The sequence below is a fragment of the Candidatus Brachybacter algidus genome, from assembly GCF_016707225.1.
In the GTDB taxonomy this organism is placed as follows: Bacteria; Bacteroidota; Bacteroidia; order Chitinophagales; family Saprospiraceae; genus Parvibacillus; species Parvibacillus algidus.
The window spans coordinates 126,221-149,044 of record NZ_JADJID010000005.1 but is presented as its reverse complement, the minus strand read 5'-3'; the positions used below and the strand labels follow the sequence as shown (position 1 = coordinate 149,044).

The 22,824-nt window shown below is 36.7% G+C and carries 18 protein-coding genes; 4 read left to right on the top strand and 14 right to left on the bottom strand.

The genetic code is table 11. The features are described 5' to 3' along the window. Positions 1–145 precede the first annotated feature (145 nt). Both IPI15_RS15215 and IPI15_RS15210 read right to left on the bottom strand, forming a co-directional pair. The gene (locus tag IPI15_RS15215) at positions 146–988 is read right to left on the bottom strand and encodes a DUF3667 domain-containing protein (RefSeq protein ID WP_287405380.1); all 843 of its coding nucleotides are present in this window, start codon (positions 986–988) and stop codon (positions 146–148) included. A 111-nt stretch (positions 989–1,099) separates the two neighbouring features. Beyond that, the gene (locus IPI15_RS15210) at positions 1,100–2,014 is read right to left on the bottom strand and encodes a glutaminase (protein ID WP_287405379.1); all 915 of its coding nucleotides are present in this window, start codon (positions 2,012–2,014) and stop codon (positions 1,100–1,102) included. A 167-nt stretch (positions 2,015–2,181) separates the two neighbouring features. Between IPI15_RS15210 and IPI15_RS15205 the strand changes: the two genes are divergently transcribed. Both IPI15_RS15205 and IPI15_RS15200 read left to right on the top strand, forming a co-directional pair. Continuing rightward, a complete protein-coding gene (locus tag IPI15_RS15205) occupies positions 2,182–2,487 on the top strand; it encodes a rhodanese-like domain-containing protein (protein WP_287405378.1) in 306 nt (101 codons plus the stop codon). Between the two features lie 89 nt (positions 2,488–2,576). Beyond that, entirely contained in the window at positions 2,577–3,431 is an 855-nt protein-coding gene (locus IPI15_RS15200) for a cupin-like domain-containing protein (protein WP_287405377.1), read from the top strand. 431 nt (positions 3,432–3,862) lie between these two features. On the opposite strand, the gene IPI15_RS15195 is transcribed toward IPI15_RS15200, so the two are convergent. After that, positions 3,863–4,501, bottom strand: coding sequence for an MBL fold metallo-hydrolase (locus tag IPI15_RS15195; protein WP_287405376.1), 639 nt, complete (start codon positions 4,499–4,501; stop codon positions 3,863–3,865). Positions 4,502–4,598: 97 nt separating this feature from the next. Between IPI15_RS15195 and IPI15_RS15190 the strand changes: the two genes are divergently transcribed. Both IPI15_RS15190 and IPI15_RS15185 read left to right on the top strand, forming a co-directional pair. Continuing rightward, positions 4,599–7,892, top strand: a complete 3,294-nt coding sequence (locus tag IPI15_RS15190) for a BamA/TamA family outer membrane protein (RefSeq protein ID WP_287405375.1) — start codon at positions 4,599–4,601, stop codon at positions 7,890–7,892. Positions 7,893–8,009: 117 nt separating this feature from the next. After that, positions 8,010–10,373, top strand: a complete 2,364-nt coding sequence (locus IPI15_RS15185; protein WP_287405374.1) for a M1 family metallopeptidase — start codon at positions 8,010–8,012, stop codon at positions 10,371–10,373. A gap of 81 nt (positions 10,374–10,454) precedes the next feature. Here the strand turns inward: IPI15_RS15185 and IPI15_RS15180 are convergent, their stop codons facing one another. The 11 genes from IPI15_RS15180 to IPI15_RS15130 all read right to left on the bottom strand — a co-directional run bounded on the left by IPI15_RS15180 (position 10,455) and on the right by IPI15_RS15130 (position 22,713). Beyond that, on the bottom strand, positions 10,455–11,399 hold the full coding sequence (locus tag IPI15_RS15180) for a GDSL-type esterase/lipase family protein (RefSeq protein WP_287405373.1): 945 nt from the start codon (positions 11,397–11,399) through the stop codon (positions 10,455–10,457). A 114-nt stretch (positions 11,400–11,513) separates the two neighbouring features. Continuing rightward, positions 11,514–11,846 carry a YegP family protein gene (locus IPI15_RS15175; RefSeq protein ID WP_287405372.1) on the bottom strand — a complete coding sequence of 111 codons (333 nt, stop codon included), beginning with the start codon at positions 11,844–11,846 and terminating at the stop codon, positions 11,514–11,516. Positions 11,847–12,242: 396 nt separating this feature from the next. After that, positions 12,243–13,538 carry a glutamate-1-semialdehyde 2,1-aminomutase gene (hemL, locus tag IPI15_RS15170; protein ID WP_287405371.1) on the bottom strand — a complete coding sequence of 432 codons (1,296 nt, stop codon included), beginning with the start codon at positions 13,536–13,538 and terminating at the stop codon, positions 12,243–12,245. Positions 13,539–13,831: 293 nt separating this feature from the next. Beyond that, positions 13,832–14,320 carry a DDE-type integrase/transposase/recombinase gene (locus IPI15_RS15165; RefSeq protein WP_287400737.1) on the bottom strand — a complete coding sequence of 163 codons (489 nt, stop codon included), beginning with the start codon at positions 14,318–14,320 and terminating at the stop codon, positions 13,832–13,834. Between the two features lie 104 nt (positions 14,321–14,424). Next, complete coding sequence (locus IPI15_RS15160; RefSeq protein WP_287421077.1) at positions 14,425–14,697, bottom strand: hypothetical protein; 273 nt, start codon at positions 14,695–14,697, stop codon at positions 14,425–14,427. Between the two features lie 133 nt (positions 14,698–14,830). Beyond that, positions 14,831–15,082 carry a transposase gene (locus IPI15_RS15155; RefSeq protein ID WP_287421076.1) on the bottom strand — a complete coding sequence of 84 codons (252 nt, stop codon included), beginning with the start codon at positions 15,080–15,082 and terminating at the stop codon, positions 14,831–14,833. Between the two features lie 172 nt (positions 15,083–15,254). Then, entirely contained in the window at positions 15,255–16,232 is a 978-nt protein-coding gene (gene hemB, locus IPI15_RS15150; protein WP_287405369.1) for a porphobilinogen synthase, read from the bottom strand. Positions 16,233–16,744: 512 nt separating this feature from the next. Beyond that, positions 16,745–19,231 (bottom strand): T9SS type A sorting domain-containing protein, encoded by a 2,487-nt coding sequence (locus IPI15_RS15145; protein WP_287421075.1) that lies wholly within the window; start codon positions 19,229–19,231, stop codon positions 16,745–16,747. Between the two features lie 201 nt (positions 19,232–19,432). Continuing rightward, positions 19,433–20,770: an ABC1 kinase family protein gene (locus IPI15_RS15140; RefSeq protein WP_287405367.1), complete on the bottom strand. Its 1,338-nt coding sequence runs from the start codon at positions 20,768–20,770 to the stop codon at positions 19,433–19,435. A 331-nt stretch (positions 20,771–21,101) separates the two neighbouring features. Beyond that, positions 21,102–21,743, bottom strand: coding sequence for a TetR family transcriptional regulator C-terminal domain-containing protein (locus tag IPI15_RS15135; RefSeq protein WP_287405366.1), 642 nt, complete (start codon positions 21,741–21,743; stop codon positions 21,102–21,104). A 1-nt stretch (position 21,744) separates the two neighbouring features. Then, positions 21,745–22,713 (bottom strand): oxygenase MpaB family protein, encoded by a 969-nt coding sequence (locus IPI15_RS15130; RefSeq protein ID WP_287421074.1) that lies wholly within the window; start codon positions 22,711–22,713, stop codon positions 21,745–21,747. Positions 22,714–22,824 lie beyond the last annotated feature (111 nt).

The following is a 22,824-nucleotide window of genomic DNA, read 5'->3' as shown; positions in this document are numbered from 1 at the left end:
ACAATACGCAACTCAAGTTTCAGTTTTAATCATAAATAGATTATGTATAATTTGAATCTTCTCAATTTAGCTAAAAAGTCCGATCTAATGGACATAGCTATCGAAGTTTGATTCTAATTGCTAATTTCTGACTACTGACTACTGATTATTTAATAAATGCCATTGTAATTACGAATAATATATCCTTATAAATAATAAAAAAGAAAAAGAAAAAGAGTGGTAGGAATAAAAGGCTTTTCAACATTACTAGTCGATTCTTTTGCTGAAAAAACCTTTTAAATGCAACCATAGAATATGTATACACTACAACAATATTAATGACCATGCCTATGAGCTCGACCGAATATGATGGTACAGAAAATGCTTGAAGCAGGGCAAAGAATATTACCATTATAAAAAAGGTGAATAAAATATAAAAACTACAAAACTCAGTACTGATAATCAAATAATCAGAGAAGAATTTACGATTCTTTGGAAAAACAATTTTTAAAAAAAAAGCAGTTGCAGGAATAATTATTATAAGTAAAATTTTGGAGACCTTCTCAGATTTATTGTGAAATATTTCAGACAAAGCAACAAAGTCAATTCCCCTACTAGCCATCTTAGAATCAACCATTTTCTGAAAATAGGTACCTGTGAGAAAAGTATTTAAATAGAACTTCAATTGCATATTGAGTCCATCAAGTAATGGAAAGATGAGATATAAAATAACGATCAACATAAAAAACGACAATGGCTTGAAATATGGTTTCCTCAGACCATTGCAATAATCCTGAGATAATTTACCGGGAGAAATAAAAATAGCTTTTAAAGTGGTCAGGAATTTTCCTTCAAAATGAGTTAAAAAATGAAAAGCTTCTTCAAAGAAGTGCGTAACTGATCTATCTTTCTCAGATAAAACTTTTTCTCCGCAACTGTGGCAATAAGTGCCATATAATCTGGCACTGCAATTAACACATTTATTTTGAGCACTTTTGTCAATTTTCATTCTTGGAAAAATTAGTTTTAAAATTAAGCATAGTTTTTGATTTTGAAAAATTTCAACGGAATTTCTCTATGCTAGCCTTTATGTAAAAAAATATATGAATAAAAAACTTTCTTAAAATATCGACATCTCTGTTTCAGTCGTTAACAACTCCAAAGCCTTCATTCCTCTCACGGAATTGCCTTTGCTATTTAACCTGGGGCTCCATACTGCCACAGTATATTCATGAGGATGAATAGCGATTATTCCTCCCCCGATTCCACTCTTCCCCGGCAAACCTACCTTGTATGCAAACTCTCCTGATTCATCATAGAAGCCGCAGGTCTGCATCAGGGCATTTAAACGCTTCACCTTGCTTTCAGACAATATCTTGTGATTTGTCCCCTGGGTGTAACCACTGTTTGCAAAATAGAAGAATGCATGTGCCAATTCCTTGCAAGACATTGCAATAGAACATTGATGAAAATAAAAATCCAGAACTGTCTCTACATCATTCTCCAAATTGCCATAAGACTTCAACATATTTGCCAAAGCAGCATTTCTGTATCCTGTAGATCTCTCTGAACTCGCCACCTTAACATCATAATCTATCGAAGGATTGTCAGCTAATAACCTTACAAATTCAATAAATTCTTCCTTCGGCTTTTTTAAATGACTCACCAATATATCTGCGATGACCAATGCTCCGGAATTGATAAATGGATTTCGCGGCTTACCCTTTTCATATTCCAATTGAATCAATGAATTGAAAGGATTGCCTGATGGCTCCACCCCCACTCTGTCCCAAAGATTCTCTCCTAAAAATGATATGGCCATTGAAAGTGAAAAAACTTTTGATATACTCTGAATAGAAAACTTTTCATTACTATCACCTACCTGATGATCGATGGACGATGTGCTCAACAAGTGAATACCAAATTTGTCAGGATTAACTATTGCCAGTTCAGGTATAGAAAGGGATATTTCGCCATCTCCTTGCAGCGTTATGGTATCAGCATTTATCTTTTCTAAAATTTTTTGATAATCCATTTCTATTATTATTGTAGTAAAATTGAACTAAAATTAAGTTAATTTGATTCATCAAGTATCGAAAAAAATGAATTGAATTTACTATATGAATAAATACTTTCATTTGTTAAAGTGGTTTAGAGAATGTAATTTTGATTAAATTTTTAAAATAGAATTAATAAAAGACAATGGTTGATATAACAGTGGAAGAAATCAAAGCAAAGATGGACCGAAAGGAAGATTTTATATTTATTGATGTCCGTGAGCCATATGAATATGAAGAATATAACATCGGTGCAAGACTTATTCCTCTTGGAGACTTCATGGATAATATTTCAAATCTTGAAGAATATCGTGACAATGAGATCATCATTCACTGCAGAAGTGGCAAAAGAAGTTCAATGGCAAGCGAAGTATTAACAAGCGCCGGCTTTCCGAATGTAAAAAATATGGTAGGTGGCATCATACGATGGCAAGAAGTATTTCCGGGCTAAGTGACAAAATACCCCCAATTTGAATATATTTTCTCTCGTCAATTTAAGCTTTCGACTAGCAAGAATTTTTTTAAATATGTGATTTAATCATGAGGCTGATCGAAGTAGAAAAAGTAGCAAATTTAGATAAAGATACATTCAAGGAGCAATATCTTGACCCACAGCTACCTGTAGTTTTCACTGATCTCATTAGTGATTGGCCTGCCATACACTCATGGACCATTGAACATTTAAAATCCAAATACGGTACACTTCAGGTTCCAATTTACTCCAACACGATCATTTCATTGAACAAGGGACATTTATCTCCTAACAAAACCATGCCTTTCGGCGATTATCTTGATATGATCTCAGGCTCAGAACCTTGTGAGTTACGACTTTTCCTTTTCAACCTATTCAGATATGCTCCTGAGCTGAAGGATGATTACAAATTGCCCGGCATTATGGATGGTTTTTACAATGATTTTCCATTTTTATTTTTTGGTGGAAAGAGTAGTAAAGTTGCCCTGCATTATGATCTAGATATGAGCCATGTCTTTCTAAATCAGATCTCTGGAAGAAAGCGTGTGATACTATTTCCACCTGATCAAAGTAAAAAAATATATCAATTACCATTCACCGTAGCAAGTAATATAAATGTCAATAAACCAGACTACGCCAGACATCCTGCATTGAAAAATGTGAATGGATATGAGGTAATTCTGAATCCGGGAGAAACACTTTTTATACCTACAGGTTTTTGGCACTACATGGAATATTTAAATGGGGGATATTCTATCAGTCTCCGTGCAAATGAAAGCCTTAAAAGAAGGCTTAAGGGTGCCGCTAATATCGCCAAACATTACCTGGTAGACAAAAGCATGAAAAAACTATTAGGAAAAGAATGGCAGAATATCAAAAATAAATTAGCAGAGAAACGGGCTAATGCTGCCATTGAAAACTAGAATTAAGATAACTCCAGTTTAGGAGTTGATAATTATTTTGAAAAGCTAATTTATAATTACAACTTTATAAATTTCTTTATATCAAACGATTACCTTAATATCAAAATGCTTTTGTTAGCTGGACTCACTCATCGAAATTTCATTCTAACATCTTCTATACAACTGAATTTAATATGTTGTAAATCAATAATTTATATGGTGAAAAACTGTAATAATCAAAGACTCCCCCTTGGCCCCCTCTTGCAGAAGGGGATATTGTGCTATTCGACATTTTACATTTTACATTTCACATTTTACCTTATCAAGTTATCTTTTTTAATCTTGGAAGCAGAGCGTTACAGGTTAACTAATTTCTACCTTAGATTGACTATTAGCAACACTATCATAATTTATTTATAATATCGAAACTTCAGTTTAATTAAAATAAGCTGCTATTGCAGGAAAGGGTTATTGTTCCGCTCAAATCCAATCGTAGTAGGATCACCATGGCCGGGATATATTATAGTAGCGTCAGGAAGGGTCATCAGTTCACGTTCTATACTATCAATCAAGGTATCATAATTGCCACCCGGAAGATCTGTACGTCCAATACTTCCATAAAACAAAACATCTCCGGCAATGCATATTCCATCATTTTTTGAGTAAAATGATAAACTGGCCGGCGAATGACCAGGTGTAAATATTGAAATCAATTCGCTATGACCAAAGTTGATCTTCTCTCCTGCTTCAATATATCTTTGAGGTGCTGGAGAAGGATCCAGGTTGATGTCATACATCTTACTGATATTATCCATTGCATCCATGATATATTGCTCCGCAGCATGATACTCCGGAAGCAAGCCGTAAGTTTTGAAAACAAAGTTGTTACCAAGTATATGGTCTATATGACAATGAGTATTGATCAGTCTGACAGGTGTCAGTCCATAAGAACTTATATACTGTTTAAGCAAATCTTGCTCATCAATCGTATAGCATCCAGGATCAATGATGATACACTCCTTACTATCATCGTAGAGGATATAAGTATTTTCCTGAAAGGGATTGAACATGAAAGAATGAACCGTCAACATGTTATTTGTGTTTGAAAAACAAGATTTAACAGATGCTTAAGTGCAAATATGAGCATAAAGTCTTAACTTTCGAATTATTAAATGATTAATTTTTTTAATGTATTTGTTAAAAAATAATATAATTTTTCGTAATGTATTGGTGGTCATATTATTATGGCCTATTCTTTTATATAGCCAAACCAATCAGGTTCAATTTGGAAAAAACCGGGTTCAATACCATGACGACTTTGATCAATGGCTATATTACGAAACAGATCTCTTCACTGTCAACTGGTATGGTAAAAGCAAGACAGCCGGGCACAAGGTCGTTAGGATAGCCGAAAGAGAATTTAATGACATTATTAAGACTATAGACTTCAAAACTAATGAAAAGACCGAATTTCTTGTTTTTGCAGATATCACTGATCTCAAACAAAGCAATATAGGTATTTCAGATGCTTTCATCTATGATGATGATATTACCAAGACGATTGATAATAAGATTTTTATAGCGTTCGATGGTAATCACAATCACCTGCGTAAACAGATTCGCGAAGGTATAGCTGCTGTATATCTCAATAATATATTGTTTGGTTCCAATCTGCAGGAGATCGTCCAGAATTCTATCATGCTCAATTTACCACAATGGTACAAGGACGGACTTATTTCCTATTTTGGCGAAGAATGGAGCTCTACTTACGACGTTAAAGTGGCCAAAGCGCTCTCAAAAAAAAGGAATTCCAGTTTCGAAAGACTTGCTAAAGAAGACCCAAGACTGGCAGGACACATGTTTTGGAATTACGTCGGATTTAACTATGGCAAAAACGCAATCGGCAATCTGGTATATGTCACGAGGATTAATCGTAATCTTGACAAGGGATTTCAATATGTATTGGGTACCACGTATGAAAATGTCATCCAAAACGTCTTTAATTATTATAAAAATCAAAGTGAAACGAAGCTATCTAAATCCGCCGAAAAACCAATACCGCTAAAATCATTCACCAAACTTAAACAGAAGGAAAATGTAACTGCCATGTCCTATTCACCTGATGACAAATCACTACTCGTCGTGACCAATCAGATGTCTAAAATCAAGGTCAAACTGGTAGATGTTGCATCAGGAAAATACAAGACACTTTATAAATATGGTGCTAAGAATAAAATTCAAGCTCCAGACCCGAATTATCCAGTAGTGGCTTGGAATCCTGATGGTAAGAAAATATTAATTTCCTACGAAAAAAGAGATTACATCTATTTGAAAGAGTATAATCTTCAGACTGGCAAATCAATCACGCAATTGATCCCTGAACGTTACCAAAGAATTTACAGTATTGCCTATTGGAATGATAAAAATATTATTATCAATGGGACTATGGACGGATATGACAACTTATTTATGTACCGCCTGAGCACAAGGCAGACGACAGAGATCACCAACGCCCCCTTTGATCTTCTGGACATGGTGGTAGCCGGACAGGGAGATCAGAAAAAAATATATTTCAGCTCCAACAGACCTGATAATTCTATGATACCTATCCAGGGAGATACGATACTTCCAATAGGATCATTTGACATCTTTTCATTGGCTCAGGTTACTAAACAAGATGGCACCATGGCCTGGGAAATGGAACAGATCACCTTTACAAAATTGATCTCTGAAACTAAACCAACGGTGGATAAGTACGGGAGAATAAGTTTTCTTACTAATGAATTTAGAAATAACGCCATCATTAGGCTGTCACCAGGCATTACTTACCGATCTGAAGCCGAAAACGACTTCAGCATCCTCGGATCTGATCTCATTATTTCTAATTATGCTCTAAGTACTTCCAATCAAAATGTAATCATAAATGGCTTTGATGGTGAATTTAACAAACTGGTTAAAATAGATTCTACTAATCTGACCAACAATACTTCAGGTCTCTTAAAAGGACCAAAAGAATTTGGTTATGATATTAAATTATCTGCAAGTAAAATAGATTCTACTGCCAAGGTTAATGCCGGAAATACAATCTTTAATAAAGTAAAAGAAGAGATCCCTGAAAACATGAAATTCAGGACTAAATATGGAGAGTTGAAAGCTCCTGAGATAATTGAGAAAAAAATATCGGTTACTTCAAGCCAACCAATGCAAGAAGGTTCAAATAAAATGATGCCGCTCAATCCACTGAACATTGTTCCTTATAGATTGAAATTTAAGATCCATGAATCAAGCGCCAACTTTGACAATTCTCAACTTTTCGAGGGACTGAATACTTATGTGGGAGAAGGAGATGGTGGTCTATTTCCTCCCTTTGGTCTTTTATTAAAAGCACACATGAGGGACATGTTTGAAGATTACCGATTGGAAGGTGGCATCAGAATACCAATTTCTTTAAACGGGAATGAAACATATGTCCTTTTTGATGACTTAAAATCAAGAATTGACAAAAGAATCTCTATCTATAGAAAGGTAAGTAACGAAAGACTTGATTCCAATACACCCACGCAACCTATAAGAAAAAATATTGTCCTAATGGGTCAGTATGACTTAAAATATCCAATCGACCAATTCAATGCTGTAAAGGTAGGCTTGACACTCCGTCAGGACAAATTATTCTATAAAGCAACTGACAATATTACGCTCAATATTCCCACTGAGGCCATTGAGCGCGTTGGAATTCGGGCTACTTATATATTGGATAATACATTAGACAAGGGTCTTAATTTGTTTGCAGGTACCAGAGCTAAAGTATTTGTAGAATGGGTGAAAAAATTTGATCTCAATTTTGACAAGGGTGTTGCCCTGAATTTCAATAAAGGTCACATGTGGGTTGCCGGATTCGATGCCCGGAATTATTTTGAGCTCGACCGACACTCCATTTTCGCTACAAGATTGGCAAGTCAGGTATCATTTGGCTCTGAAAAAATCTTGTATTATCTGGGCGGTAGCGACGGTTGGCTATTTCCATCTTTTAATGAAGAAACACAAACTGCAACGGATGAAAACTATGCATATCAAATAGCAACTCCAAGCTTAAGAGGATTTCAGTACAATATTCGAAATGGCAATAATTTTGCTTTATTAAACGGCGAATTAAGAGTACCTTTCGTAAGATATCTTTCCAGAAGAACTCTGAGCTCTTCCTTTCTTAACAACCTACAGTTAGTTGGGTTTTTCGACATTGGCTCTGCCTGGAATGGATGGGATCCATTTACTAAATACAATCCTTTGAATACTGTATTTATCTCTCAACCGGGTATTGACATCAAAGTCAATTATTTTAGAAATCCAATAGTATTCGGATATGGTGGAGGGCTAAGATTTTTATTATTTGGTTATTTTATGCGACTTGATTATGCTAAAGGCTGGGATACAGGTACATTTACCAAGCCAAGACTTTACTTTAGCCTAGGAACAGATTTTTAGATCAATTCCGTCATTTAATATGAATAAATTCAACATTGGTATAAATCCATGCCACTATTACAAATGAAATACTATTTTTGAAACACATAAATTTTTAATATTTAATTCTGCAAAAAGATGCGCAACTTAATTTTAATATTTGCTTTGATTGCTTCCCAATTTTCATTATTGACTGCTCAAGACTTAAGAAATAATCCCAATTCAAACCATGCCAATAAGTTCGAGCAACTTGGCACCATATTGCCAACTCCAAATGAATACAGGACAGCCAGTGGATCTCCCGGAACAAAGTATTGGCAACAAAAAGCTGATTATAATATCAAATGCACGCTTGATGAAAAAAAACAACATCTGACAGGCAGCGAAAACATTACTTATCACAACAATTCACCGGACCCACTGCAATATCTTTGGATGCAACTAGATGAAAATGAACATAGCAGCATTAATAATGCAGGATATGTAAGTGAAGGATCATTGCCGAGATCTTTGGACGATGGAGATCTAAATAAAATAAAAGCAAATAAAGGTGATAACGGTTATGGATTTAATATCACAAAACTGACAGACGCATCAGGAAAAGCTATGAAATATACCATCAACAAAACTATGATGCGTATTGATCTTGCTACGACACTTAAACCCGGTGAAAAAATAGTGTTTAATCTTGATTGGAATTACAATATTGTGAATCGCATGGAACAAGGTGGTAGAGGTGGATATGAGTTTTTTCCGGAAGATGGAAATTATCTTTTTACGATGTCTCAATGGTATCCAAGGATGTGCGTGTATAGTGATTTTGAAGGTTGGCAGAATCATCAATTTTCAGGTCGTGCAGAATTCGCGCTTGCATTTGGCGACTTTAATGTAGAAATGACCGTACCTGCAGATCATGTAGTTTGTGCTACAGGAGAATGTCAAAACTATGCAGAATTGCTTACTCCAGCGCAAATGGGAAGATGGAAAATTGCTCAAACTTCAACGGAACCTGTAGAAATAGTTACATTGGCAGAAGCCAAAGCAGCTGAAGCAAGGAAAACATCCGGTACGAAGACCTATGTGTTCAAAGCGAAAGACGTACGCGATTTTGCTTGGGGATCATCGAGAAAGTTTGTATGGGATGCAATGTCTGTGGATATCGAAGGAAAAAAAGTAATGGCCATGAGTTTCTACGGTAAAGAAGCTTATCCACTTTATCGCAAATACAGCACTAAAGCTGTTGCACATACCATTAAAACATATTCTGACTTTACGATTCCATATCCTTACCCTGTTGCTCAAAGCATAGAGGCAGCTAATGGTATGGAATATCCTATGATCTGTTTCAATTTTGGGCGTACTGAGAAAGACGGTACTTATTCAGAAGGTATAAAAAATGGCATGATCGGTGTAGTCATTCATGAGGTAGGACACAACTTCTTCCCGATGATCATCAACAGTGATGAACGCCAATGGTCCTGGATGGATGAAGGACTTAATACATTCGTTGAATACCTTACTGAGGAGCTTTGGGATAATAAATTTCCTTCAAAGAGAGGACCGGCTAGTTCTATCGTAAATTACATGAAGTTGCCAAAAGATCAGCTTGAACCTATCATGACAAATTCTGACAATATCATAGGATTTGGAGCTAATGCTTACGCAAAACCTGCTACAGGACTAAATATTCTGCGTGAAACAATCATGGGCAGAGAACTATTCGACTATGCATTCAAGGAATATTGCAGAAAATGGGCTTTTAAGCATCCTACACCTGCCGATCTGTTCAGGACTATGGAAGATGCCAGTGGTGAAGATCTTGATTGGTTCTGGAGAGGATGGTTTTACGGTACAGATGCTTGTGACATCTCTATCGACTCTGTAAAGTATGCGGTTGCAGATCTTGATTCACCATTACCTAAAGTAAGGAGCGAGCAAAGAAGCATTGCAAAACCTGACGTCAACAGCTTCGAAGACATCTCCAAAGTACGAAATAGAGAAGATAAAAACATTGTTTTCCAAACGGATCGCGATACCACTTTGAGGGATTTCTATTGGAACTATGCCAGAGATCCTAAGATGTACGACACTACGAAATATACGGTGACTCAACCTTTGCGTGTGGAAGCTTTAACAAAAGATCTCAAAAAAGAATTTTCAAATAAACATGCTTATGAAATTTCTTTCACGAACAAAGGTGGTTTGGTAATGCCAATAATTTTGGAATGGATGTATAAAGACGGTACTAGTGAAATAGAAAGAATTCCGGCTCAAATCTGGAGAAAAGATGAAAACCACATTACTAAATCCTTTATTAAAGACAAGGAAGTTGCATCCATCAAGTTGGATCCAATGAAGGAGACGGCAGACATCGATGAATCAAATAATGGCTGGAATACCATGCCGGAACCTTCAAAGTTCAAGACATTCAAAAATGCTAAAAGCCGCGAAAGAGGTGAAGGGGCGGATGCAAATCCAATGAATAAAACAAAGAGATCTTGATTCTTTAAATCTAGATACATCATTTTAAGGGGGCAGCATTTTAGGATGTTGCTCCTTTTTTTATAAGATGTCAGTAGGTGTCTATCTAACCAAAGCAATTTTTATCAACTGAGATCTTTTCCCGGTACTCAACTTTAAAAAGTAAAGCCCTACATCAAGATCATTTACTCTAATGGAGTCTGTAGTGTTTTTCATCGTTTGTTTCATTAGCACTTTCCCCTCCATGTTAATAATTTGAATTTTGACTTTTTTGTCCTGAAATCCTTCGCTTAAGCGAATATTCAAAACGTCATTTACAGGATTTGGGAAATAAGATTCGAGGATTTCAATTTCCTTCCTCGAGTTAGCAGCTGTTTGACTATCTATAAATTCCAACATCAATTTCACCCATTCTGTGTATTGAATTCCGCTCGGATGTAAATTGTCATTGGCGACATATTCGGGTTTTTGAACACCTAATCTGGAAATAGGTGTAATGTTAAAAAATACAACTCCTTTAGCATCAGCTATCGATTTTGCATAATTGTTATATTGATCGAGTTCTATACTAATGGTATTTGGATTGCTACTTCCCTGCCCGTATGGAGTAAATGCATAATCAGGAATAGAAACGACGAATACCCGTGAAGGATCACCACCCGCATATCGGATAGCAGAATCCAAAAGTGCTGGAAATTCAGACTCATATTTACTAAATGGGGCATGTTGGAATTGGTTATTTACTCCAATAAGTAAGGATACCAGATTGTAATTTTGACTTTGGAGATTTTGACCTTTTATAGCCTGAACAAGGTCATCAGTCCTCCATCCGGTCGTAGCTATATAACGGATTTCATCGATCTGATAACCTCTCTTGATCAGCGAATCACCCAATTGAGTTGGCCAACGCATACCTGTAGCCACACTTTGGCCTATAGTATACGAGTCTCCTAGGGCCAACATTCTAACAGGAGATTGTATATTTAAATTCTGTGAAAAACCTTTAATAGAAAAAGCCAATACCAAAATTACGGCATACAGTTTCATAGAGTAAACTTTGTTACAAAATATACGTACGAATCAGTCTTTTAGTTTCGGTCTATTAATTTATGAAGGTCATTTAGAAGGAGATATCAATCCATAAAACTCTCCGGGATGTGACTAGCCATTATCTTCTTCAGTAGTCGCATCAGGTGCATTTTTCATGACAGAAGCAATACCATTTTTCATGGCGGCTTCGCTTTCATACATTTCACTGCTACCTATTATTTGACCATTGGAAGATTTTAGATTAAAATAGAACTTACCATTAGTGGAAGTTTTTATGTCAAATTTTGATTCGTCAGCTGAGTTCTTTTTAACAGACTCAATACCGTTCAAGCAACTAGCCTTGGAGGAATAGCCTTCACTTGCTAATATCCCTTGCCCATTTCCTGCCTTAAGATTGAATTGAAATTCACCATTTTTTCTGGTGCTAACTACAAATTTACCCATGATATTTTATTTTAAATGTGTGTAAATATGGGCATTGAAGCATCAATTTGTTAAAAGTATAAAAAATTAATTAATTTCTCAATTATATCAAGGAAATAGTTCGAAAAAATAAAAATGGCTAACCTACTCAATGGTACTTTTGGAATTCTCTGAAAAAATTGAAGAATTTCATTATCACTCATTTTCCTCAAAATAAAATATGAACTATAAGGACAGGTCACGACCTATCCCTCCAGTTCATATTTTATTTTTAATCTTATCATTCTGATATCTTCAACAGTTTTTATGGAGCAATTTACATTGGTGCCCTTTACATTGGTCAACTAGCAAGGGCAATGCATTGCCCTTCTACCAAAAAAATATTCTATCATATTCGCATACTATCATACTCTAATACTATCGTACTCTAATACTTTCCAAACTCTCTTTCACCGCATTTACTGTATACTCTATATCTGATTCACTCAACGCATCACTGATAAACCATGTTTCATATGCAGATGGCGGCAGATAAACACCTCTATCCAACATGGCATGAAAGAATTTAGAAAATAAAGCATTGTTTGCTGCAGCTGCATCATCAAAATTTTCCACCGGTTTTTCACTGAAATGCACACTGATCATACTTCCCATATGATTGATGACATATGGTATACCACTTGCTTTCAGCACTTCGTCAAGACCCGCATGCAGGCGATCAGCCTTCACTTCGATATTTGCGTAAAAGTGTGGGTTTTCACTCAGCTCTTTTAATAAGGTAATTCCTGCGATCATAGCCAACGGATTGCCACTCAATGTTCCGGCCTGATATACTTTGCCTAGTGGAGCGATGTGTTCCATGATCTCTCTGCGACCGCCAAAAGCACCTACAGGCATCCCTGCACCGATGACTTTGCCATAGGTCACGAGATCAGCATCCACGCCTAATCTCTCCTGAGCGCCACCCGGAGCCAGTCTAAACCCTGTCATGACTTCATCAAAGATCAATAACATGCCATTTTCATCACAAACCTTTCTTAGGCCTTCCAAAAAACCTTCCTTAGGAATGATGCAGCCCATATTGCCTGCGACCGGTTCGATAATGATGGCAGCGATTTCATTCGGATGATTTACGACAAGTTCTTTCACAGCATCCAGATCATTGTAAGCGCAGGTAAGCGTATCCTGAGCTACAGCAGCACTCACACCGGGAACAGTCTGAATATCAAAGGTCGCCAGACCACTTCCGGCTTTTACCAAAAATGCATCGGCATGCCCATGGTAACAACCTTCGAATTTGATAAATTTATTTCTGCCCGTATATCCTCTTGCCAGTCTGATGGCACTCATGCACGCTTCAGTACCACTATTGACCATTCGAATGAGGTCCACATTTGGGACCATGGATTTGATGAGTTCAGCTATTTCTATTTCCAATTGTGTCGGTGCACCAAATGAAGTTGAAAAAACTGCTTTCTCCTGAATTGCCTTCACCACCGGAGCATATGCATGTCCGAGTATCATCGGCCCCCAGCTATTGATGTAGTCGATGTATTTGTTCCCATCCACATCGTACATGTAGGCACCTTTGGCATGATCCATAAAAATTGGTGTTCCGCCTACTCCTTTGAATGCTCTAACCGGAGAATTGACACCGCCCGGGATGGATTGTTGTGCGCGATCGAAGAGGGATTTACTTGTGGAGATGTTCATTGCTTCGGTTTGTTGTTTGTTGTTTGTTGTTTGTCGCTTGATGGATCATGATTTCAATTGACAGGTTTTACCCAACAACCCAACAAGATGTGGAAAACTTGATTTTGTAAATATAGTAATATCTTTCATTTTTGACTCGACGGTTGCGTAAAGCGGACTGGAGCTCTGCTGGGGAGCAACTCCAGAAGGAATAGCGTAATTACTCATATATGGAATGAATTCCGAGCAGGAGGCTTTTACCTTCTGCTTTTTTAATTTATTCCAGTTTAGGGAATCATGCCTTATAAACCCATTCATTGCTCATTGTTTTTGAAATCGAACATAACTTTAGTCGGCCTCATTTCCAATGGTAATGATTCAATGTATTCTTCAAATTGTACCGGGCTTCTATTTCCAAGTTGTTTAATTGCCCTTTGTTCATTATTCAGCTTTTGTATCTTTTTACATGCTTTAACGAGTCCTGAATAAGTCGTGACTCCCCATGGTATCAAGTACCTGTTTTTAACATTATCGTTTAGTTGTTCTGCACTACCGTTTTCTTTACACTTTTTAGATCTGCTTATCTGCATACCCAATTCATTTAGGAGCATTAAATAAATCAATGCCTCATATTGTGAGCCGTTGTCTGTATGATGAATGGCAAATTTTAGATTTTGAGCTCCTCTTATGCTAATGCATCTTTTTAAACTAGCCACAGCTTGCTCTGCTTTCATATTTTTGGAAGGAAGTAAGCATAATATGAATTGAGAGTACACATCTTTGAGGCAAAAATAAAATGCCATGTTCCATCGACCATATAGTATGTAATGTCCCTACTATCAACTGGTTTATTCCATTTAATACTAAACCATTTGTCAGGTTGGGATATGTTTTCTTCCCTTTTCCATCACTTGTTTTGGTACTTGTGGCCGACTTTCCGGACATTCATTCCTGCTTCAGCCACCCATCTTTCGAATCTATTTATGCCAACTCCCAGGTATATTCCTTGATTTAATATACTATAAAACAAAGTCCTCGCACTAAATCCAGGATGGTTGGCCCGCCACACTTTCGCTAACTCAAGCACATCAGATTTTAGCTTATCTATTTGAACCTCACTTTTCTGATGTTGACTTAATCCCTGACGACTGTAGCCTACTTCTCGATATAACTGTTCCATACTAAATGATTTAGTTCTTGTCTGAAAGTTGGCTAAGACTTTTTTAAAAATTTCTCCTTAATATCCACTTGAAAATGCTCGCCAGCAACCTTCAATAGCTCCTCATAATACTCAATCTTTATAAGTTGTTTTCCTAATAAATTCTCCATGTGGTGGATCTTCCCTTCAGAATTTTCCACTTTAAATAATCCGATTCTGTTTCAATTACTATTACCGGAGATTTATAATCTTTCGTTCCATATTTCTTCAACCACCTGTAAATAGCAGTGTCTCCCAACTCCAGCATATTGGATAATTTATGTACGGTAATCTGACCAGATTCTATCTGTTCTACCTTTTCCTTTTTGAAACTTTCTGAAAATAACCTTCTAACTTTTTTTGTCATAACTTTAAATTTAGAAAGTTTTCCACACTTTTAGTTGTCAACGTATATCATGATACATCAGCTTGTTTGAAAAAATATCCTATCACTTCCCCTCTGGCAGAGGGGTGGCGATAGCCGGGGTGTTGACCTCTCTTTCAATTCTCATTGAGAATGGAAAGTCATCATCATATTCTCATTTATTCAGCAGCTTCGCAGCATCCTTAGCAAAGTACGTTGCGATCAGGTCCGCTCCGGCACGTTTGATGCTGGTAAGACATTCCAAAATTGCTTTATTTTCATCCAGCCAACCCATTTTTGCAGCAGCTTTGATCATGGCATATTCTCCGCTGACGTGGTAGGCGCTGACCGGGACATGGACTGCATTTTTGATCTCACGGATGATGTCAAGATAAGCCATGGCAGGTTTCACCATGACGATATCCGCACCTTCCTCTATATCCTGAAACACTTCACTGATGGCTTCCAACCTATTGGAATAATCCATCTGGTATGTTTTTTTATCACCAAATCCGGGAGCACTGTCTAATGCATCTCTGAACGGACCATAAAAACAGGAAGCATATTTGGCGCTGTAAGCCATGATGCCAACTTTGGTAAAATTATGTTCTTCAAGGCCTGTTCGGATCTCCCCTATTCTGCCATCCATCATGTCACTCGGTGCTACGAAATCAGCACCGGCTGCTGCATGACTGACGCTCATTTTAACTAAAGCTTCCACTGTTTCATCGTTGATTATGTATCCATCCTTGACGATGCCATCGTGACCATATTCAGAATAAGGATCCAAGGCAACATCCGTCATGACGACCATTTCAGGGCAGGCATCTTTGATGGCTTTAATACTTCGCTGCATGAGTCCATCAGGATTCCATGCCTCTTTGCCTGTATTGTCCTTGAATTCATCCGGACATTTAATAAAGATCAGTACAGATTTAATACCCAATGACCAAAGTTCTTTTACCTCTTTGATCGTATTATCAATTGAATATCTGTAATATCCCGACATAGAAGGAATCTCATGACTCACGCCACTTCCTTCATCTATAAATAGAGGCGCTATAAAATCATTTGGAGTCAATACAGTTTCTGCCACTAAACTTCTGATCGAAGGATTTAGACGCAGTGTCCTGTTTCTTTTCTGTAAATACATTCAGTTAATTTTTATATGCTGAAAAGCTGGGCAAAGGTAAGGATTAATTATAAATGGTGAATGGTGAATGCTAAAATGAGAGCGAGCGGTTTTGCCAGATCCATTCCTCAGGCCATCATTTGAAATGAACCTTGTTGAAGCGAAGGAAAGTTCCGGAAAAGAAATTATAAATGATGAATGATAAATTATGAACGCTGCCTCGAAGCAAAAGTTTCTCAATTCAAATATCTTAAAGATTGCCAGACTAAAAAAGGCAAATTTGGCATTGTTAAAGCATTTAAATATTTTGAAAAACAAGAACCCCGAAGGTGTTGACATTATTGTAATACATGCTAAAATTAGTACATCAAAACCCCGAAGGTGGTGACATTATTATAACAAATGCCTAAACCAACAGATTAAAACCCCGAAGGCGGTGATATTATTATAACAAATGCTAAAATTAGTACATCAAGACCCCGAAGGTGGTGACATTATGCTCCTTAATAAAATCCACTTTTCAAAAGTTTGATCTATTTCTTCACAAATCGAAAAACCTCCAGCCCATCTATCTGGATAAAATAAATCCCCGAAATTAATTTTTGAATATTAAGCGTATTTCCACGCAGTTTTTGAGTGGAAATTATTCTTCCATTTATATCAGTAATTGAATAATTAAATTCCTTTTCAATATTTCCTTCAAATATCAATTCATTATCCACTAAATTATTAACCAAACGAATGCCGCTGCCAGAGAAAAATACAGTTTTGACCGGACTTAAATTTATAGCACCATCGTTTTCAATTGATTTAATTCTGTAATAATTTTTCAAGGCTGGTTTTTCATCTAATAACTGGAATAAAACATGAGGTTGTTTTGAATCAAATTCAAGGTTTTTCCAATCAGAATAATTTCGCTCGTCAACACTTTTCTGAATTGTAATAGTTTTAACATTATCAAGCGAAGTCATTGAGCCACTTAATTGAACGTTCTTTCCTGATTTCTGCGCATCAAAACTTATGATATTCAACGGTAAAGGAATGATAGGGTTATCACCCTCAACCCAAACAGCATAAGATCTGGCAGCCAACTTTAGATTGAGCACAGATCCCGAAATAGTGATCTGATCCGCGCCTGTACTTAATCCTGTCACATCAGTAAAAATGGTTCCGTTCGGAATTCCTGTAGTTTCAATATTCTGATTGACATCTAATGCCTCTCCGGCAAAATTAATTGCAACCACAACATCCTTTCCTGAAGCAAGACCTTTAAGCTGATATATCAATGAAGTAGTTGGAAATCCAGTCGTATAAGTGCTGCTATAAGAAGAACCAATGGCAGTCAGATTAACCACGCTTGTAGCTCCAATTATATAATCCTGATGTACTTTGATCAATTGATCTATGTATCCTTTTAAGGGTGGAACCGGATTACTTCTGTCTCCGGCATTTCCATAATATCCAAAGTAATCAGGATAAAATACACAAGGAACACCAAGTTGATTATTAGTCAGAATGTAAGCATATGGCAATATGACATCATTTTGTACAAGTGATGCAAATCCGGAAGCATCTCTAAAGTCATGATTGTTGGCAAAAGTGACTACATTATATCCGGATAAACCATTTGAATTCAATGAGCTTGTAAATACATTTCGAGCATCATACCCAAACTGATCACAGGATTGACGCAATGATTCCCTCAAGGAAAAATCAAATATCTTAGGGCTCATAGCGGCCTTTGTATCCGCATCCATAGAAGCAAGCACATCATTAACCCATCCCGCTAATGGTCCAGCGTTAGTGTCATACCATTCTCCAACGATAAGGTCAAGCGTTACATCATTATCATATAAATAGTCCAGCATGTCACCTACAAAGTTTGCCGGAAAATGCTTAACCGCATCCAATCTGAATCCTTTGATGCCCAATGCCTGACAATTCCATAGCGCCCAAGCGAATAAGGCATCTCGAGCACAATCGGTATTTTGATCATAGTCATAGAAAAAGAGCATTCCATCTTGATCACCACTCAAGCCTGTACTATTGGTATAATTAGGTTTAAAGCAATCCCAGTGCATTTCACCCAAGTCACTTGGCAATCCTGAGAAATCAGTATAAGTCTGATAATTTAATTGTCCTATTACATTCTGGCCTATGGCTCCATTCCAAATACCATAGATTCTGTGGTCTGAATAATTACCACCCGGATTCGTGAGATAGATTTCGATTTGATCTCCTGCCACATTGTACTGTCCAGGAGCGATATACACATGAAATTCATCCACGGTGCAACCACTTGCATCCACATATGCTTTCATATCTACTCCAAGCGGAAGATCGTTGTTAGCCTGTCCACAATCTCCGCCACCATTAGGCTCGGCTTCGGTGATGACAGGAAGATTTTGATATCCCACAACGGATGTTTGCATGTAAACTTTATATTCCTTGTTCCAGAAATTAGAATGTTGAGAAGCAGAACTGATCTTAAAATAATAATCTCCGGCACCGTTGCCACTGCTTCCACCCAATGGTAAAGTACATCTGAATCTATCAGAGGGAAACGGTTGATCGCCATTATTTACCTTAGTGCCATTATAATTATTGATATAATCCTTTACGGCAGGGTTATTTTCTGGTGCTCCGCCGTCACGGTGATTCATGACCATGTCAGCCACAGGATGAAGATCCAAAGAGGTCATATGAATTAATAAATTATCAAGCGAAGGGCGCGTACCGAAACCTGTTGTTGTATTCCCAATATAAAGATCTTTAGGATCATAGCCATTGCTATATTGGCCGGAGGCAGCTGTGGAGTGAGGTGGTATCCACAAATGGGTAAATCCGGAGGCCTTTAAATCTTCCACTTTATCATTGAGTGAATCTGCCCAGTTTTTTCCTTCAGCCGTTTTTGGATAATCCCAATACCAGCCTTGCATCATAAATTGCTGGCTATAAAGTTGCTTAAATCCAGATAAAAAGAAAACAATTATAAAGAAGCTTTTTGTATAAAAATTCATACAGATATCAATTAAGTGTAATAAATGAGGCAGATTCTGTACAAACTTAACAAATATCTTTTATAATGTGTAAAAAGTACACGATGGAAATTGTTATCGTGCAATCGAGTGATTGTGTGATCGCTTGATGAGTTAAAATCAAAACGCATTAAATCTATCTTGTAATCCGAAATTATGAATTAACCGCAATCATTCTGACTTCTAATTTCTAATCTCTAATTTTAAATGCTCCGCCGTCAACCACTCCGGTTTTGAGATATTAACGACTGATTTCAGATCATTTAATATCGTGTACAATCCAAAATACGTCCTATTGACATACAATCCATGTTGCGAGCCACGTGCTGAGCTAGCCTTTCTCAACTCGGGTAATTTGGAAACGTATTCCATAAATTCATAGATCTCCTCCACATACCCTTCTTGCCCAAAATCAAAGACATCCGTATTAAATGGTCTGCCAAGCAATCGGATCATCTTTTTGAAAAGTTCTGCAAAAAATACTTGCAACTCGGGACTATCTTCCTTCAACAAAAATTCCAAATCCCAAAATATTTTCATCGTAGCGTCTTCATCCTTCAATGTATCAGAGTTCATTAAAGAAAAATATTGTTTGTAATAATCCTCCGGAATGACTTTCACACAACCAAAATCGATGATGCCCAAACGTCCGTCAGGCGTAAATAAAAAATTACCTGGATGTGGATCTGCATGGACTTTCTTCAAGGTGTGCATCTGATAATCATAAAATTCCCAAAGCGCCTGACCTAATTGATTTCGGACCTCTTGTGAAGGATTGGTATCTAAGAATTCTTTTAAATGCATTCCTTCTATCCAATCCATTGTCAGGATTCGATTCGACGAATATTCTTTGTAATAACTGGGAAAAAATAAATTAGGAATGTGGCTACATGCATTTGAAATTTCAATAGAACGTTGCAATTCCAGTTCGTAATCTGATTCTTCCAGCAACTTATCTTCTACTTCTGCAAAATAGCGATCTATATCAGAATCATTCAGATTCAGCAAAGTCACAGCCAATGGCCTAGCCATCTTGAGGTCTGAAGAAATACTTTCAGCAATACCAGGATATTGAATTTTTACAGCTAATTTTTTCCCATCTTTTTCAGCCTTATGCACCTGACCTATAGAAGCGGCATTTTCTGCTTTCAGATCAAATTTATCGAATATTTCAGTTGGCGATTTATCGAAATATTTTTTAAATGTTTTGATCACTAATGGAGCGGACAGAGGCGGGGCGGAGTATTGAGCCATAGCAAATTTGTCCGTATAGGCCCTAGGTAAAAGACTTTTGTCCATGCTCATCATTTGAGCTACTTTCAAAGCACTTCCCTTGAGATTACTTAACGTATCATATACATCCTCCGCATTTTCCCTGTGGAGATCTTCCTTTGTGAGGGAAGAATCAAAGATCCTTTTGCTGTAATGCTTGATATAATTACCACCAACTTTTACTCCGGCCTTTGCAAATTGTGTTGCTCTGGCCACTTTTGATGTAGGAATACTTTCTTGAGACTTCATATTTAGAAAATTAGAAATTAGAATCAAAAATATAACATGATGAAATTTAACTCAGATGACGCTGATTATTACGAAAGATTAAGACTCTATTTTCTTTAGCCACTAATTACACTAATGATGCTTCGCATCTAACACGAATTTATTCGTGTAAATTCGTGTAATTATCTTCGATGCTGCTTGCACGGTCGTGGCTGATAATAATTCTTTTTGGGCTAATGCCCAAATGGAGTCTAAAAATTAAATCAGGGCAACTTATGTTAAAAGTCTGACATGAAAAAATTAGTTTTAGTTATATAGAAGCAATTAGAAATCAACAAGTCCCAAATTCGGATCATTTTCTGTTTTGGAAAATGAATTTACCGAGATCGAGCAGAGAATCAATAGGACTTCGTGCTAAAAGGTCAAAAACCGTATTAACAGATTTTTCGATCATGGTATCCGTTTTTTCAAATGACTTGCTGATGTCATTGACCCAAAAGTCAAGTATATAGAGCGTTTTTGCCCAAAAGATGTCCGGATATTTTTTCATTAACTGAGGAATTGGACGATTTTCAAGCTCTTGATTTTCTCGTGCTTCAAGCAAAATTTCATTTGCAAAGTCATAAAATGCAAATTTAAAATCGGTCAACTCCACATTCCGTTTCATATAGATAGGTTTGTCGAGTGACTCGTAGCCTTTTAATATATAGCTTCTGTTTTTCTTTAAAACTTCAATCCAAGTATAAAGAACTGCGAGCATTTTCTCTCGTGCAGAGTACGTAGGATAAATATCTTCGGCCTCTGCTTCTGCCAGTGCTTCGCGGAACATTGTTTTCCAAATTTCACTTTCCAGTTGTGCAAAAGATGAAAAATCTTCATAAAAATCACCTTCTTTAATTTTCAATTTTTTGCAAAAAGCGTAAACAGATTGAGGATGACTTCCATTTTCAAGGACATAATCGATGAATTCCTTACGGATCTTTTCTTTGTTCATTTTAAAATATTTTTGACATCAATGCTGACGTTTTATTATAGACACTTAACACCGATTTAGGTATAGTTGTTGTTTTAATTTCCAACATATTTGCATAATTTTCTCCAAGTAAGAATCGGCTTTGTTCTTGCAAAAGTTCAGCGGTGAATTCATTTGGGACGATGCTTCGAAATGCATTCATTAAGGAGTTAGTTAGCTCAGACCCATGAGGAGAATTTTTGAATTGATGTTTTGAAATTTCCTTGTCTAACTTAATTGCAGCTAAATAATTCTCTGGAAGAATATCATCCTGAACTCCCAATAAGTTACCTATTACATTCCAAAGATTAATGTATGCCTTTTTCACAGAATCATCAGCTTGCAGACCCAATTTCTCCATTCCTCTCAAAACAATGAGCGAAAAAGCTAGATTAGTCCCGACCAGATCTTCTTGATTAATTGGGTAACCCCATTTCATATCCCATCGATCACTTTTCAAAATAAAATAACGGATGGAAGCATGCAATAGTCGTACTTTAATGCAAATAGCAAAGATTTTTCCTTCAGACCAATTGTCATGATTCAAAACTGCCTTTAGGAAATTACCTGTTTCGACCAGTCTTTTAAATGCATCTTTATTCAGTCTGGCTGAGAACGATAAGACTCTTGCGCCATCAGCACCAAGGTAGCAATAAGGCAATGAATACAGACCAAGTACAAGTCCAATATTTTCCTGATTATTTCTATAATAATCAGTAGCCCGGATCATATTTTTTTTGTCAAAGCTCGCCGGTAAATTGGAATTTACTTTGAGAAAATCCTGAATCAAAGGGTCTAAATTCCCAAAGCTCAAATCTTTATAATTTGAAAAAAAAGGAAATAAGGAACGTATATATTCAATGCCATTTTCATCTACTAAACTCTGAATAAGTAAGTCGGCGGGGTGGTCGCCTATGAGTCGATAGTGAGATAGGATATTATGCTTTGTCATCTCGGATTAAACGGAGAATTAGGGGAAAGGTTTTGTAGGGAAAGACTCCCCCTAAGCCTCAGGGTCATTCACTTCTCTAAAACTTTAATATGCAACTAGTTGGTAATTATT